At 31.6% G+C, this 15,797-nt stretch carries 12 protein-coding genes; 10 read left to right on the top strand and 2 right to left on the bottom strand.

Annotated elements, in window-relative coordinates; genetic code table 11:
- Positions 1–27 precede the first annotated feature (27 nt).
- From nifJ to ACWJKE_RS01340, 8 genes are all read left to right on the top strand, one after another.
- Positions 28–3,540, top strand: a complete 3,513-nt coding sequence (gene nifJ / locus ACWJKE_RS01305; protein ID WP_216302463.1) for a pyruvate:ferredoxin (flavodoxin) oxidoreductase — start codon at positions 28–30, stop codon at positions 3,538–3,540.
- Between the two features lie 151 nt (positions 3,541–3,691).
- The gene (locus ACWJKE_RS01310) at positions 3,692–4,102 is read left to right on the top strand and encodes a DUF1292 domain-containing protein (RefSeq protein ID WP_165412130.1); all 411 of its coding nucleotides are present in this window, start codon (positions 3,692–3,694) and stop codon (positions 4,100–4,102) included.
- A 146-nt stretch (positions 4,103–4,248) separates the two neighbouring features.
- Entirely contained in the window at positions 4,249–4,893 is a 645-nt protein-coding gene (locus tag ACWJKE_RS01315) for an HAD-IB family hydrolase (protein WP_216302464.1), read from the top strand.
- Positions 4,894–5,006: 113 nt separating this feature from the next.
- A complete protein-coding gene (locus ACWJKE_RS01320) occupies positions 5,007–5,885 on the top strand; it encodes an aminotransferase class IV (protein ID WP_216302465.1) in 879 nt (292 codons plus the stop codon).
- A gap of 271 nt (positions 5,886–6,156) precedes the next feature.
- Positions 6,157–6,912 carry a hypothetical protein gene (locus ACWJKE_RS01325; RefSeq protein ID WP_216302466.1) on the top strand — a complete coding sequence of 252 codons (756 nt, stop codon included), beginning with the start codon at positions 6,157–6,159 and terminating at the stop codon, positions 6,910–6,912.
- 49 nt (positions 6,913–6,961) lie between these two features.
- The gene (locus tag ACWJKE_RS01330; protein ID WP_220285941.1) at positions 6,962–7,711 is read left to right on the top strand and encodes a protein-glutamine gamma-glutamyltransferase; all 750 of its coding nucleotides are present in this window, start codon (positions 6,962–6,964) and stop codon (positions 7,709–7,711) included.
- A gap of 40 nt (positions 7,712–7,751) precedes the next feature.
- The gene (locus ACWJKE_RS01335; RefSeq protein ID WP_462959106.1) at positions 7,752–7,904 is read left to right on the top strand and encodes a hypothetical protein; all 153 of its coding nucleotides are present in this window, start codon (positions 7,752–7,754) and stop codon (positions 7,902–7,904) included.
- Positions 7,905–8,193: 289 nt separating this feature from the next.
- Positions 8,194–8,973, top strand: a complete 780-nt coding sequence (locus ACWJKE_RS01340; RefSeq protein WP_216302469.1) for a hypothetical protein — start codon at positions 8,194–8,196, stop codon at positions 8,971–8,973.
- A gap of 71 nt (positions 8,974–9,044) precedes the next feature.
- Here ACWJKE_RS01340 and ACWJKE_RS01345 read toward each other — a convergent pair whose 3' ends face one another.
- A complete protein-coding gene (locus tag ACWJKE_RS01345) occupies positions 9,045–10,691 on the bottom strand; it encodes a putative manganese-dependent inorganic diphosphatase (protein WP_462952896.1) in 1,647 nt (548 codons plus the stop codon).
- Between the two features lie 361 nt (positions 10,692–11,052).
- On the opposite strand from ACWJKE_RS01345, the gene ACWJKE_RS01350 reads away from it, so the two are divergent.
- Both ACWJKE_RS01350 and ACWJKE_RS01355 read left to right on the top strand, forming a co-directional pair.
- Positions 11,053–13,578: a calcium-translocating P-type ATPase, PMCA-type gene (locus ACWJKE_RS01350; RefSeq protein ID WP_462953135.1), complete on the top strand. Its 2,526-nt coding sequence runs from the start codon at positions 11,053–11,055 to the stop codon at positions 13,576–13,578.
- A gap of 228 nt (positions 13,579–13,806) precedes the next feature.
- On the top strand, positions 13,807–15,225 hold the full coding sequence (locus ACWJKE_RS01355; protein WP_268064117.1) for an IS1182 family transposase: 1,419 nt from the start codon (positions 13,807–13,809) through the stop codon (positions 15,223–15,225).
- A 96-nt stretch (positions 15,226–15,321) separates the two neighbouring features.
- Here the strand turns inward: ACWJKE_RS01355 and ACWJKE_RS01360 are convergent, their stop codons facing one another.
- The gene (locus ACWJKE_RS01360) at positions 15,322–15,735 is read right to left on the bottom strand and encodes a hypothetical protein (RefSeq protein ID WP_216302471.1); all 414 of its coding nucleotides are present in this window, start codon (positions 15,733–15,735) and stop codon (positions 15,322–15,324) included.
- Positions 15,736–15,797 lie beyond the last annotated feature (62 nt).

Raw genomic sequence — 15,797 nt, forward strand, 5'->3', positions numbered from 1 at the left:
AATTATTTAAGAAAGAAGGCCTATTAAATGAGAAAAATGAAAACTATGGACGGGAATACAGCAGCAGCACACGTTGCCTATGCATATACTGATGTGGCAGCAATTTACCCAATAACACCATCTTCAACAATGGCAGAGTATTGTGATGAATTAGCAGCTAAAGGAACAAAGAATGTATTTGGTCAAAAAGTTAAAATGATGGAAATGCAATCAGAAGCGGGAGCTGCAGGAGCAGTTCATGGTTCACTTCAAACAGGAGCATTAACTTCAACTTTTACTTGCTCTCAAGGATTATTATTAATGATCCCAAATATGTATAAAATAGCAGGAGAACTTTTACCTGGAGTATTCCATGTAGCTGCTAGAGCATTAACTACTCACGCACTTAATATTTTTGGAGATCATCAAGACGTAATGGCTACAAGACAAACTGGATTTGCTTTACTTGCATCTAATAGTGTACAAGAAGTAATGGATCTTTCACCAGTTGCTCATTTAACAGCTATCGAAGGGAAAATTCCTTTTGTGAACTTCTTTGATGGATTTAGAACTTCTCATGAAATACAAAAAATTGAGGCATGGGATTATGAAACTCTAGGAAGTTTGTTAAACAAAGAATCACTAGAAGCATTTAGAAATAGTGCAATGAATCCAGAACATCCTGTAACTCGTGGAACAGCACAAAATCCAGACGTTTATTTCCAAGGAAGAGAAGCTTCAAACACATTCTATGATGTTCTTCCAGAAAAAGTTGAAACATGTATGGGAAAAATAAATTCATTAATCGGAACTGACTACCATTTATTTAATTACTATGGTGCACCTGATGCAGATAGAATAATAATAGCAATGGGATCAGTTTGTGAAACAATTGAAGAAACTATAGATTATTTAAATGCAAAAGGAGAAAAGGTTGGAGTGCTTAAAGTACATCTTTTCAGACCATTCTCATTAGATCATTTCTTTAAATACATACCTAAAACAGTTAAGAAAATATCAGTACTTGATAGAACAAAAGAGCCAGGATCAATTGGAGAACCATTATTCCAAGATGTTAGAAGTGCTTATTTTGATAAAGAAAACAGACCAGTTATAGTTGGTGGAAGATATGGACTCGGTTCAAAAGATACTACTCCAGCTCAAATTGTTGCTGTATATGATGCTTTAAAAGCGGAGTCTCCAGTAAATAACTTTACTATAGGAATAGTTGATGATGTTACTAACAAATCACTTACAATTGGAGAAGCTATAACAACAACACCTGAAGGAACTAAAGAATGTAAATTCTGGGGCCTTGGATCAGATGGTACTGTCGGAGCTAACAAAAGTGCAATAAAAATTATAGGAAACCATACAGATATGTTTGCTCAAGCGTACTTTGCATATGATTCTAAAAAATCAGGTGGAGTAACAATTTCTCACTTAAGATTTGGTAAGAAAGCTATAAAATCAACATATTTAATTAGTTCTGCAAACTATGTTGCTTGTGGTAATCAAGCTTATGTAACTAAATATGATGTTTTAAAAGGAATTAAAGATGGTGGAACATTCCTATTAAATTGCATATGGAATATGGAAGATTTAGAAATACATTTACCAGCTTCAATGAAGAGATATATTGCTAATCACAATATCAACTTCAATACTATTGATGCAGTTGGAATAGCTGGAGCGATAGGTCTTGGCGGAAGAGTTAACATGATAATGCAATCTGCTTTCTTTGAACTTGCAGACATTATCCCTGTAGAAGATGCAGTTAAGTATCTTAAAGCAGCTGTTATTACATCTTATGGTAAAAAAGGCGAAAAAGTTATTAACATGAATAATGCAGCAATTGATAAAGGTGTTCAATCAGTTGTTAAAATTAATGTTCCAGAGAGCTGGAAAACTGTTAAAGATAATAATGAAACAGAAGAAGCTAGACCAGATTTCGTTAAAAATATTGCTGATGTAATGAACAGACAAGAAGGAGACTCTTTACCAGTTAGTGCATTTGTTGGGATAGAAGATGGAACACTAATGCCAGGAACAGCTGCATTTGAGAAGAGAGGAATTGCTGTTAATGTACCAGAATGGCAAGTAGATAAATGTATACAATGTAATCAATGTGCGTATGTATGTCCACATGCTGTAATAAGACCTTTCTTAACAAATGATGAAGAACTTAAAAATGCTCCAAAGACTTATGAAAGTAAAAAAGGTGTTGGTAAGGGTTTTGAAGGTCTACATTTTTCAATAGGTATAAGTAATGAAGATTGTAGCGGCTGTGGTAACTGTGCAGAAGTATGCCCTGCAAAAGAAAAAGCTTTAATCATGAAGCCATATGCGTCTCAAGTAGATAAAATGCCAAATTGGAAATTCAATATAAATTTACCTAAGAAAGAAAATCCAATGGGAACATCAAATGTTAAGGGAAGCCAATTTGAGCAACCATTAATGGAATTCAGCGGAGCTTGTGCTGGATGTGGAGAAACACCATATGCTAAACTTATTACTCAATTATTTGGAGATAGAATGCTCATTGCGAACGCTACAGGATGTTCTTCAATTTGGGGAGGAAGTTCACCAGCTTCACCATACACAGTTAATAAATGTGGTAAGGGACCAGCTTGGGCTAACTCATTATTTGAAGATAATGCTGAATTTGGATTTGGAATGTTCCTTGGAACTAGCCAATTAAGAAATAAAGTTGAAATGTCAGCTAAAGAAGCATTAACAATGAAAACAAGTGATGAATTAAAATCAGTTCTTAATGAATGGATTGAAAATAAGGAAGATGCTGAGGGTTCAAAAGCTGCAACATCTAAAATGCTACCATTATTAAACGCTGAAAAAGACAATAATGAAGCATTAAAAGAAATATTCAGTAAGAGAGATCATTTAGTTAAAAAATCTCAATGGATATTTGGTGGAGATGGCTGGGCTTATGATATAGGATTTGGTGGAGTTGATCATGTATTAGCATCTGGTGAAGATGTAAATATATTTGTATTTGATACAGAAGTATATTCAAATACAGGAGGTCAATCATCAAAATCTACTCCAACTGCTGCTGTTGCGAAGTTTGCAGCAACTGGTAAGAGAACTAAGAAAAAAGATTTAGGTATGATGGCAATGACTTACGGATACGTTTATGTTGCTCAAATAGCTATGGGTGCTGATAAAGCTCAAACACTAAAAGCTATAAAAGAAGCAGAAGCTTATAAAGGACCATCACTTATAATTGCTTATGCTCCATGTATCAATCACGGTCTTAAGGTTGGAATGGGTTGTACACAACTTGAAACTAAGAGAGCTGTTGAATCTGGATACTGGGCTATGTATAGATTTAATCCAACTTTAAAAGAAGCAGGAAAGAATCCATTTATATTAGACTCTAAAGAACCAACTACTTCATTTAGAGAATACTTAATGGGTGAAGTAAGATATTCTTCACTAGCAAAAACATTCCCAGAAGTAGCAGAAGAATTATTTGTTAAAACAGAAAATGATGCTAAGGAAAGATTAGCAGGATACAAAAAACTTGCTAGTGAAAAATAGTATTTAAAATTATAAAGTAAAAGGAAGATGGATTAAATTTCATCTTCCTTTTACTTTTAAATAAAATAATAAAAAGAATTCAAAAAACCCTTTTATTATTTTATCATTTAGGGTAGAATTAAACTATACTCAAAGTAGGAGGTACTACATTATGAATGAAGATAAAAAAACATCATGCGGATGCGGATGCGGTGATCACGAACAGGACCAAGAAAATAAAGGTTGTGGATGCGGTGGTCATGAACATGACGAGAATGAAGGCTGTGGATGCGGTGGTCACGAACATGACGAGAATGAAGGTTGTGGATGTGGTTGTGGCGAGGGCGAAGCTTTAACAGTAGATTTAGAAGATGAAAATGGGAACATAGTTCCTTGTGAAATAGTAGATGGATTTACTTATAAAGATAATGAATTTGCGCTAGTTCAAAATCCTGAGGATGATTCAATATATCTTTTCAAAGTAATTGGAGATGAAGAAACAGGTGAGTTAGTTATCCCTGAAGATGAAGAATTCGCAGAAGTAACTGCATATTATGAAGAATTGATTAAAAGCGAAAAGTAATTCTTAAAAAGAGTCGTTGCAAATGCATCGGCTCTTTTTAAGTTTTTTTAAAAGAATTAATAGCGATCTTATGGTAATAATGTTAATATTGTTGCTTTAAAAGTAATATTGCGGCGGCCCAGGAGAGGATTAAAGGAGGATAAATAATGAAAGAAAAATTAGCTATTTTTGATGTGGATTACACTTTAACAAAACGCGAGACTTTAGTAGAATTCTATTTTTTTATGATAAAAAAGAACCCTAAATTCATAAGATATCTGCCTAAAAGTATATTTTCATCTATATTTTACGTTTTTAAGATATATGATGCTTCAAAAGCTAAAAAAACCTTTATAAGATTTATTGATGGCATAGAAGAAAATGAAATGAAAAAGATAGTCAAAGAATTTTATGAAACACGTTTAAGCAAAATATTATATAAAGATGCTATAGATACCATAAAAAAAATGAAGATACAGGGATACAAAATTTATTTAATTTCTGCATCTGCTGAATTCTATTTAAATGAATTCTATAATATAAAGGAAGTGGATAAAGTAATAGGGACGAGGTTCGTTAAGGAGAATGGCTTACATAGAAATAAAATTTCAGGAGAAAATTGCAAAGGGGAAGAAAAAGTAAAGAGACTAAAAGAAATCTTGAAGATAGAAAATATCGAAATTGATTTTGAAAACTCCTATATGTTTTCTGATTCTCTATCAGATTTACCTCTTTTTAATTTAGTGGGACATCCTTATTTAATAAACTTCAAAAAAACACAGGATAAGATTGAAATTTTAAAATGGAAGTAGTAGGATATTTATAGAGGTTACTTTAAATTAGTATTACTCGTGATGGGTTGATATTAATTATTATAAGATACAATTAGTTAATCTATCTTTCAAAAAAACAAGGAGGGGTTTATATGGATAAGTGTATAAATGCATATTTTTTATTCGGAGGGGAAATTAAAAAATGTGAGGAATTTGAAAATTACCATAGAAGTAAAGGGAAATCATTATATGAAGTTATAAGGATAAGTGACGGAATCCCCATTTTTCTTATGGAACACTTAGATCGTCTTTACGATTCCGCAAAAATTATGAAATACAATTTAACTATTACTAGGGATGAAATTATAAATGAAATTCTTAAACTAATATATAAGAATAAAGCTCAGGTTGGAAATATAAAATTAGTTATAAATTATAGCCCAAGCGACGAGAAATGCAATAATAAAAATGACTTTAATGAAAAGGTTTTATTATATTTTTTGCCACATTCTTACCCTTCAAAAGAGCAGTACGTGGAAGGCGTAAAAACTATTACTTATCATGGAGAGCGAAGTAACCCAAATGCTAAAGTTATTAATAGTGTTTTTAGAGACAAAGTAAATGAGCAAATAAATAGTAAAGACGTATATGAAGCAATTTTAGTGGATGATGAGGGATTTATTACGGAGGGCAGTAAATCTAATATTTTTATGGTCGAAGGCTCAACAGTCGTAACATCAAAGGTTGCAAATGTATTACCTGGCATTACAAGACAATTTGTTATAAAAACCTGCGAAAAGTTAAATATCGTGTTTGAAGAAAAAAACATCCATGAAAGGGACCTTGAATCATTGACGGGTTTGTTTATTTCCGGAACCTCTCCAAATGTACTTCCAATAAAAAATGTGGATGAATTTTCTTTTGATTCATCAAAAAATCAAATAATAAATTCAATAATGAAGAAATTTGATGATGAATTAACAGAAGATAAACAGAAATTTGTAAAGTTTATTCACAATAGAACGACTTAGGCTATTGCCGAGATACAACAATTAAGATTTTAGGAACAGTTAACGGGAGGCGTTTTAACGGATATAAGTGTACTATCAATGGTAATGAGTCAATCAAGGGTACAACAGTCTGCTGGGATAGTAGTGATTTCTAAAAAATAAATCCATCTATTTATATTTTTTGATCATTTTAATATAATACTTTTAACATAATTGCTACATTGATAATACTATATGATGTAGCCATTTATTTATATAAAAATCAAAAATAAAATATGAAGGTGGAGATTATATGTATTTAGATAGCGTAAACACCTCAATTTCTTCAAAAATAGAATATCTACATTCTAATCATAAAGAAATTTCTCACTCTGATTTGAAAGATATGTTTGAAAAAGGAATAGCTCAGCATGGGTTAAGCAATCAGCATGATGAATTTTTAGATCTTACTGCCAGACTTTTAATAAAAACCCACAAGGATAAAACGATTTTACATACTATAGTAGACATGATTTTTTTTAGAAATAGAGAAGGTCTTTTTACTCATGATCTAATTTGGGCTTTCTTCCAAGCAAGAGAGCCCTGTAGCTTAATGTTAATTGCAAATTATTTAGATTCAGATGACGTAAACGATGTTAAATTGGCACGCAAACTTCTAGACTTTGTACCTTCCATAGATATGAATGTGGGAGAAGGTAGTAAACAACATAAAGCTTTTTTTTACTGGCTTAAAGAGAATTATCCGTTTTTATATTTTACTGGGGAAAGTTTTCAAAGAACCAGTAAACCAATACCCTATATCGTAGTTTTAGATGCAAAATATCTGTGCAGACGGGTATCACTTTATACTAAAAAACCACTCATACCATACACTGCAAAAGAAAAGAACTTATTAGGTTATTTTAACAACTTAGATGAAAACAACAAGCTATTGTTATCGAGATTCTCACTTAGAATTCATCATGAAAGCATATATTTATGGAAATCATGGATTAACCATTCCATAAATAAACAAGTACGCATTGCAAAAGCTAGCTTAAGAGATTAGTAATCTATAATTATTGTTCTTAATATAAGGAATATAGGGAGGTTAGTAAATGATAATAATTTCCAACAATACTTATAAATCTGATACTTTTATAAATGAATATAAACCAAATAATATTGAGAAAGATATCATTAGAAAGATGGGTTTAAGTAAAGAAAAGTATGAATATGATTCATTAGATCAATTACAGTTCGAGTTAAAATTACGAAATAATATTGTTATTGCTGCTAAAAAACTCAATGAAGGTGATATGTCCTTTAAAACCTTTCGTAAATCAATGTGTAATCTTGATTATTGGGATCGTACTGATGAAGGGGGGTTTATATTAAAAAAGGGAATAACTCCCAGTGCAGCCATTGAGGATATTTCTATAAATAGTTCAAAATATGGTACTGAATGTGCCACTGCAATAATCATTATTTATTATCAAGCATTGCTTAATATATTTTCTGAAAAACTTTTCAATGAATTGTTTCCAGAAATACAATTAATGAATTGGCATTATATGGATAAAATGCTTGAGAGTGCAGGTTATTTAGAGAAGCAAAGTGATTATTTCCCAGGGGATAGAAGATACTTTAATAACCCCGATGTAGATCCAGTAAGGCCTGAATGGCAAGGAGAAAATGTTATAGACCTAGGTAATGGGATTTATTTTGGACATGGTATAGGCATAGGAACTGCTAATGAAATAATTAGTGATTTAAATGAACTTAGAATAGAGGGTGCAAAAATATCATCTTATTTATTAGATTCAGCTGCACGACTAGATTTTAAAGCTTTAGCCGCTATAAAATAGCTATTGATGTCCATTAGATTTGGGGGTTATTCCTCAAATATTGAGATCTTTAGAGCATAAAACTGATGTTATATCAGTTGATCAGGAAAATTTGAAGCGTGAACTTGCAGAAACTAAAGGTGAAGTTAAGAGTATGAGAAAAGACAATTTTAGTATGGATTCACATGGTGTTGTAACTCAAAGAGAGCTTTAACTTAGATCTACTACTTTAAAAACTGCTGAGCAAATCCGGCAAATGGCTAATAACCTTCGGGTCAAATAAATTTATTTTTGTATAAGATGTACTTCTAATAGTATGTCTTATTTTTGCTTGCCAGAAATAATTAAAAAATGGTTTTAATTAAAGCAAACCCTTCATATATTATTAGTAAGTACATAATAATATAATCGATAGTGGTAACTAACTTATGAAAAAAACAGGGTTTAAAATAGATAAACAAAAATAGTGTTAACACTATCATATAATCATAGGAGGGATGAAAATGGGAATGGGATATACAATTGGATGTTTAATTAGTATATTGCTATGGAGAGTAGATAGGCAAGGGTTGTTTGGTTTTATTAATGTAAAGTTGAAGGAAAAAATTAAGAGTATATATATGCTGCAGTTTTTATATTTATGTGGAGTAATAGCTATATATAGTGGGATTACTTTTCTGGCAGGCGTTACTTTTATAAAAAGCAATCAAGTATTTAATGCTATAACAGCGTTTATGGTAATAGATATAAGTAATACAGAGCGGAAAAGTTTAAATAATACTGAAAGAAAGCATTTTTACGACACAATATCTACTATATCTAGATCACTTATATGCGGATTTATTGCGCCTTTATTTTATATTCTAATACTAGGAAATGGCGCAGCTATTGTATTTACTTTACTCTATATTATAAGCCTTGACAAGGAATTGAACATACTAGGTATATTGCTGACATGTGCTACGATAATCCCAGCAATAATCGCAGAAATATTTTTATATATAATTTATGTTTTTAGAAACCAAAAAGTAAAGATAGATTTTAAAGGAGATTACGCTAATAATATTTGGAATAAACCTATTCTAAATGTTGATATTTTAGCCGCGTATATAGAATCTGTTAATTTTTATTTTCATTATAATGGTAATGACATGCACTATCTGAAAAGTTATGGTGGTTATAGTGACAAGGTTGATGATGCATGCATTAAGGATTATTTAAGTATAAGTTATTCTATATGTTTTATAGTTTTTACTGTATTCTTAGTTCTACAATTTTTATAGGGGAATTTTTAGAATTATAATATATATAAATAAAAACAAAGCATATATTATAAATAATATATGCTTTGTTTTTATTTGTTTATTTTACTTAGGGCAGCTGTAATAGGGGGTATAACTTGTTTTTTTCTTGAAACTATACCAGGAATATATACACCGCTATCAGTTAGAGTAACATCAAAGGCTTTTGAAATAATGTCCTTATGTTCCCCTGTAGCTATTAATACTGAACCGCCATTTAATATATCAGTTAGCATTAGTAAAATCAAGTCATAGCCACCTTCTTTGGCTTTTTTATTCATTAAATCTATCATGCTATCTTTCAGTGGGTCAAAGCCTTCAATATACATTGTACCAACTTGTGATACTCCTATTTTAAAAGTATTAAGGGTAAAGGTCTTAAAGTCTTGGTAAAAAATTTCTTGAGCGGTTTTACCCTCAAGTGATGTACCGGCTTTAAACATTTTTTTTGCAAACTCTTCCACATTTAAATTAGCAATTTGAGCTAATTTATTTAAAATAAGTTCATCGACTAGTGTAGAGGTGGGAGATTTTAGTAGTAATGTATCAGAAATTATTGCTGCACATAGAAGACCAGCAGTGCTTTTTGAAGGCCTAATCCCATTATCAAAGAATATGGATGCTACGATTGTTGAAGTGCTACCTACAGGTTCATTTCTAAAATATATAGGCATGCCAGTTTGCACATCTGCAATTCTATGATGATCAATTATTTCTAGTATTTCAGCATCTTCTATTCCTAATACAGATTGGGCTTTTTCATTATGGTCTACAAGTATGATTTTTTTTCTGTTTTCTGATATTAAATGGTATCTAGATATACTTCCAATGACTTTATTATTTTCATCAGTAACAGGATAACTTCTGTATCTAGTCTCAATCATAATATGCTTTATTTCATCAATAAAATCTTCTGTATTAAAGCTTACAATATTTTTTTTGCTCATAACATAACCGATGGGGATACTTTGAGTTATTAGTCTAGAAGCTGTAAAAGTATCAAAAGGGGTTACTATTATTGTACAGTTATTAGTTTTTGCAAGTTCAATAACTTCATCTGTTGGAGAATGGTTTCCTGTAATTATTAAAAGCGAAGCATTACAATTAATTATTAAGAGCTGGGTATCTTCTCTATCTCCACATATGGCAACATCATCAGCCTCAATTACAGATTTTGTGCTTTCTGGATGCATAGCAGCTACAATAATTTTTCCAGTTATTTCAAATGCATCTTTTGGTTTGCACACGCATTTAGCTGATAGAGTATCTAAAATATTATCAAGAGTTGTATTGCTTTTGGCAAGAATAGTATTGTCCCAAACATCTAAATAGCTTGCAGCAAGATTCGAAACTGATGCCACACCAGCTAATTGATCATGTTCGTCGATAACGGGTAGAGTTTTAGTGCCATTTTTTTTCATAATGGACCAGGCCATTTTAAGAGAAATATCTGGTGAAATTGGAGCTACAACGTCTATATCTAAATCAGAAATTTGCGTTTTAACCGTAGTTATAAGCTCAGGCTGATCTACATTAAAGTAGTTAAGAATAAATTCCGTTTCGCTATTAACTTCACCGAGTCTTATAGGAATTGCAGGTATTTTCCCCATTTTATTTTTAAACTCTGCATAAGCAATAGCAGAGCAAATAGAATCAGTATCTGGATTTCTATGGCCAGTAATATAAATAATGTTTTTCACGTATGGGCCTCCTTGTATTGTTCTTGAGAATATAACAATTATTAGTTGTTATACTCATTGTCATTTTTAATTAGCAATCGTTGCTAATATTATTTTATAATCAAACTCTTATATTGTAAAGAAAAAACCAATGTTAATTAAATAATACACTATATTCTGTTCATATGTAAGTGAATAAATACATATATTAGTATGAATAGAAAATATAGTGACTTATGGGAGCGGCATTGGTTAGCAAATGTTATCTATCTTAGACAAGTATAAGGAGGGTAAGAAAGTGATTAACGAACAAGTGCCAAATAATAATACAAAGGATGATAATAAGCCAAGAGGATCTGTACGTGATAGTAAGAAATTATCAATGGGTCTTACCATAGAGGAGGCTGAAGGTAGATTAAAAAAATATGGATTTAACAAATTAGAAAATAAAAAAAAGATATCCGCGCTTAAAATATTCTTTTCACAATTCAATGATTTTATTACTTGGATATTAATTGTAGCAACAGTGCTTTCAGGACTTATGGGAGAAAAAGCGGATGCAATAACTATATTTATTATAGTTATAATGAATGGAATACTAGGGTTTATTCAAGAGTTTCGAACTGAGAAATCACTGGAGGCACTAAGTAAGCTAGCAGCGCCAACGGCTAAAGTGATTAGAAATGGTGGAGTATTGGTAATAAATGCAATATATTTAGTGCCAGGTGATTTAGTGATTTTAGAAAGTGGAGATAGAGTTCCGGCTGATTGCATTTTGACTGAGGAAAATAATGTAATGCTAGATGAATCTTTACTTACTGGAGAATCTGCTGGAGTAAACAAAAGCGCCAGTTCTAAGGATAATAACATTTATATGGGAACAATACTTCTTACAGGAAAAGCTAAAGCAAAAGTTATAACAACAGGTATGAATACAGAAATGGGGAAAATAGCAGATATGCTTCATAGTATTGAAGAGGAGAAGTCTCCACTTAAAGAGAGACTAGCATATCTTGGGAAAATATTAGTTATGCTTTGTATAATAATTTGCGTAGTTGTAACTTTTATGGGCATCTCGCGTGGACAAGATAAATATGCAATGTTCTTATTGGGAGTAAGCCTTGCAGTAGCTGCAATACCAGAGGGGTTAACTGCTATAGTTACGGTTGCATTAGCACTAGGTGTATCTAGAATGCTTAAAAGGAAAGCTTTAGTTAGAAAATTACCAGCAGTTGAAACTTTAGGTTGTACTTCTGTAATATGTACAGATAAAACGGGAACTCTAACTGAAAATAATATGACGGTAAAATCATTGTATTTTGATGGACAGGTTTACGATGTTGATAAAGGTGAAATTCCATTGAATTTAGTTATGAAAAAAGCATTTACATACTGCAATGATTGTAATTACGATTTTAACGCAAAAAAATTTGAAAAATGCTTGTTTGGTGATCCTACAGAAACTGCTTTAATTAAAGCTTTTTTTGAAAATTCTAAGGAATTACAGGGATTTTTGAATAAATCAAGACGTTTATATGAAATACCATTTAACTCAACAAGGAAAATTATGTCTGTCATTGTTAAAGAAAATGATAAAGAAATTTGCTATGTAAAGGGTGCTCCAGAAAGGGTTATAGAAAAATGCAATTATATATTGCTAGACGGATTGGTGCAGCCGATGCTTCCGAATTATAAGAATCATCTAATAAGGGCTGTAGAGTCAATGTCCTATAAGGCATTAAGGTGCATTGCTTGTGCCTATAAGGTGTCTGGTATCATGAAAAATGATAATTTGGAAACTAATTTAATCTTTATCGGCGTAGCAGGTATAATTGATCCCCCAAGAAAAGAAGTAAAAGATGCAGTTATAAAGTGCAAGATTGCAGGTATAAAGCCTGTAATGATAACAGGGGACCACAAAAATACAGCTTATGCTATCGGAAAAGATTTAGATATATGTAAATATTCGGAGGAGGTTATAACTGGAGATGAGCTAGATAAATTAAGTGATAAGGAACTAGATAAGAATATTGATAATTTAAAAATATTCGCAAGGGTAAGTCCAAAACACAAGCTAAGAATTGTAAAAGCTTTTAAACATAAAAATTATATTGTGGCCATGACTGGAGATGGTGTAAATGATGCCCCAGCTATAAAAGAAGCAGATATTGGGATAGCTATGGGAATATCTGGAACGGATGTAACTAAAGAGGCGGCCTCTATGATTCTTTTAGATGATAATTTTGCAACTATTGTTGCAGCAGTTGAAGAGGGACGTGTAATATATGACAATATAAGGAAATTTATCAGGTACTTACTATCCTGTAATTTAGGGGAAGTGCTTACCATGTTTTTGGCTTCGTTATTCTACTTAGAAAATCCTCTACTTCCAATACAAATTTTATTTGTAAATTTAGTCACAGATGGACTTCCCGCTATTGCTTTGGGCGTGGATCCAGCTGATAGTGATATCATGTTTGAAAAACCTAGAGGAAAGAATGAAAGTGTATTTTCAAGAGGGCTTACAGAAAAAATTGTCATTCGCGGGTGCCTAATTGGTGTTTGTACAATAATGGCGTTTATCGGTGGTAAATATTATGGTATGAATATTAAGGCATGTAGAACATTGGCTCTTGGAACATTAGTTTTATCTCAACTCATACATGTGTTTGAATGTAGATCAGAAAAACAATCTTTATTTGAAATTAATCCCTTTACAAATTTGTACCTAATTGGGGCTGTAGGTATATCCATAATTATGCTGATTAGCATAGTGTATATTCCATTCTTACAGAATGTATTTCATACCATCCCACTTAATTTAGGGCAATGGTTAATCATTTTATTTTTCTCGGGTATTATTTCCTTTATAAATAGTTTGTACTTGTATTTAATGCATAAGCATTAAGTGCCACTTGGCAGTGATATATCACAGTGAGGTATTGATGCGATTTCAAATAATGAAAGCTATATGACATAGTCATATAGCTTTCATTATTTCAGACCGTTGACAAACATAAAATGTAAAACACTCTAATTTAAAATTGGAGTGTTTTTTTCATATTCAAAAAGGATTTTAGGACATCAATGTCGAATATATATAGGATACAAACTTTATAATTCGGAGGGCATTATTATGATTAATGAAAAGAACTTCACACAACAAAAACTAGAAATGGTGTATTTAGAAGATTTAGTTCCTAAAGACCATATTCTGAGAAATATAGATAAATACATGGATTTCTCTTTTATAAGAGAACTGACTAAAAAATATTACTGCTTAGATAATGGAAGACCTGGCGTAGATCCTATTATACTTTTTAAAATGCTGTTTATTGGGTACTTATTTGGAATAAAATCTGAACGACAACTTGTAAAGGACATTGAAGTAAATGTGGCTTATAGATGGTTTCTAGGACTAAGTCTTACTGATCCTATTCCAGATCATTCAACAATTAGCCAAAATAGACGTAGACGGTTTAAAGGTACAGATGTGTTTCAAAAAATATTTGACGAAGTAGTATTTAAGGCTATAAATCTTAAGATGGTAACCGGTAAAATACTTTACACAGACTCTACACACCTAAAAGCAAATGCTAATAAGCGAAAGCTTGTGAAAATTGAAGTTGAAAAAACGCCGAAAGAATATGTAGCTGAACTTAATAAAGCAGTGGAAGAAGATAGAATAAACCATGGTAAAAAACCTTTAAAGGAAAAAGAACCTGTTACCAAAATAAAAGAAACTAAAGTTAGCACAACCGACCCCGACAGTGGATATATGATGAGAGATGGCAAGCCGGAAGGCTTCTCATATTTAGATCACAGAACTGTCGATAGCAGACATAATATAATTACTGATGTGTATGTTACTCCTGGAAACATAAATGATGTTGATCCTTATATCGATAGATTAGATGTGCAAATAAAAAAGTTTAATTTTAATACAAAATATGTTGGTGCAGATGCTGGTTATGCTACAAATCTTATATGTAAAGAACTATATGAGAGGGAATTAAAATCTGTAATGGGATACCGTAGGTCTCCACATACAAAAGGAATGTACACAAAAAATAAATTCCAATATGTTAAAGAGCAGGACATTTACGTATGCCCTGACTTAAGGGCTTTACATTATAAAACGACAACAAGAGAAGGATATAAAGAATATGTTGGTAATGCAAAATATTGCGAGATATGTCCAAATAGAGCTCAATGCTTTTCTGCAAAAAGCAAGTTTAAAACTATTAGAAGACATGTTTGGGAAACGTATAAAGAAGATGTTGTAAAGTTCACCAGAACAGATAAAGGCAGAAATATATATAGAAGAAGAAAAGAAACTATAGAGCGAAGCTTCGCAGATTCAAAACAACTGCATGGGCTTCGCTATTGCCATATGCGTGGATTAGAAAATGTGCAAGAGCAGTGTCTGCTTACAGCAGCAGTGCAGAATATGAAAAAGATAGCTAGCCTGCTATCTTTACTGTTTTTTGATTTTCTAACTAAGAAGATAGTTGTTATTTTAAATTTATCCATAACTCAAAATGCTATCGCATAATTGCATGTAAAAAACCCAGTATAATAAAAAAATTATACTGGGTTTGTAAACAACCTGAAATAATGAAAGCTATATGACATAGTCATATAGCTTTCATTATTTAAAACGTCTGTCAGATCTTATTCTTTGAACTTTTGGAGCATTCCCCTGCATTGGAACCAGGTCCTTTTTGGTAGTCATATTTCTAATGTTTGCAATTTGAATCTGCTCGCTGTGTTCTTTACCTTTTTTACCCTTCATTCCTTGAATTATAACAGAATGACCTTGAAGCACAGATATAAAGTTAACTTTTTTGAACCAACGGTGCTTTTTGAATATGCACTTAGAAATAGATTTACTTCCTTCGGCCTTTACTAAGATGGTTACAGTTAGTTTATAAAATATTCTTAGATAATTTTTTTCTGCTACTTTGACTGATAGAACTCGACCTTGTGCTTGAGTAAGTCTATCGCCATATCTCTTTAAATAAGCCTGTGTATAACTATTAGTAATTTTGTCTTTAAATCCCATCAGTATTACTCCTTCACAACAAAAATTATAAAAAATATAAAAAGTCAATAAGCTTATTATAT

Source organism: Clostridium sp. CM036 (assembly GCF_055081135.1).

Excerpts from the sequence above, each read along its gene's own strand:
- nifJ (WP_216302463.1), top strand. The coding sequence starts at position 28 with ATGAGAAAAATGAAAACTATGGACGGGAATACAGCAGCAGCACACGTT.
- ACWJKE_RS01310 (WP_165412130.1), top strand. The coding sequence starts at position 3,692 with ATGAATGAAGATAAAAAAACATCATGCGGATGCGGATGCGGTGATCAC.
- ACWJKE_RS01315 (WP_216302464.1), top strand. The coding sequence starts at position 4,249 with ATGAAAGAAAAATTAGCTATTTTTGATGTGGATTACACTTTAACAAAA.
- ACWJKE_RS01320 (WP_216302465.1), top strand. The coding sequence starts at position 5,007 with ATGGATAAGTGTATAAATGCATATTTTTTATTCGGAGGGGAAATTAAA.
- ACWJKE_RS01325 (WP_216302466.1), top strand. The coding sequence starts at position 6,157 with ATGTATTTAGATAGCGTAAACACCTCAATTTCTTCAAAAATAGAATAT.
- ACWJKE_RS01330 (WP_220285941.1), top strand. The coding sequence starts at position 6,962 with ATGATAATAATTTCCAACAATACTTATAAATCTGATACTTTTATAAAT.
- ACWJKE_RS01340 (WP_216302469.1), top strand. The coding sequence starts at position 8,194 with ATGGGAATGGGATATACAATTGGATGTTTAATTAGTATATTGCTATGG.
- ACWJKE_RS01350 (WP_462953135.1), top strand. The coding sequence starts at position 11,053 with ATGGGTCTTACCATAGAGGAGGCTGAAGGTAGATTAAAAAAATATGGA.
- ACWJKE_RS01355 (WP_268064117.1), top strand. The coding sequence starts at position 13,807 with ATGATTAATGAAAAGAACTTCACACAACAAAAACTAGAAATGGTGTAT.
- ACWJKE_RS01360 (WP_216302471.1), bottom strand. The coding sequence starts at position 15,735 with ATGGGATTTAAAGACAAAATTACTAATAGTTATACACAGGCTTATTTA.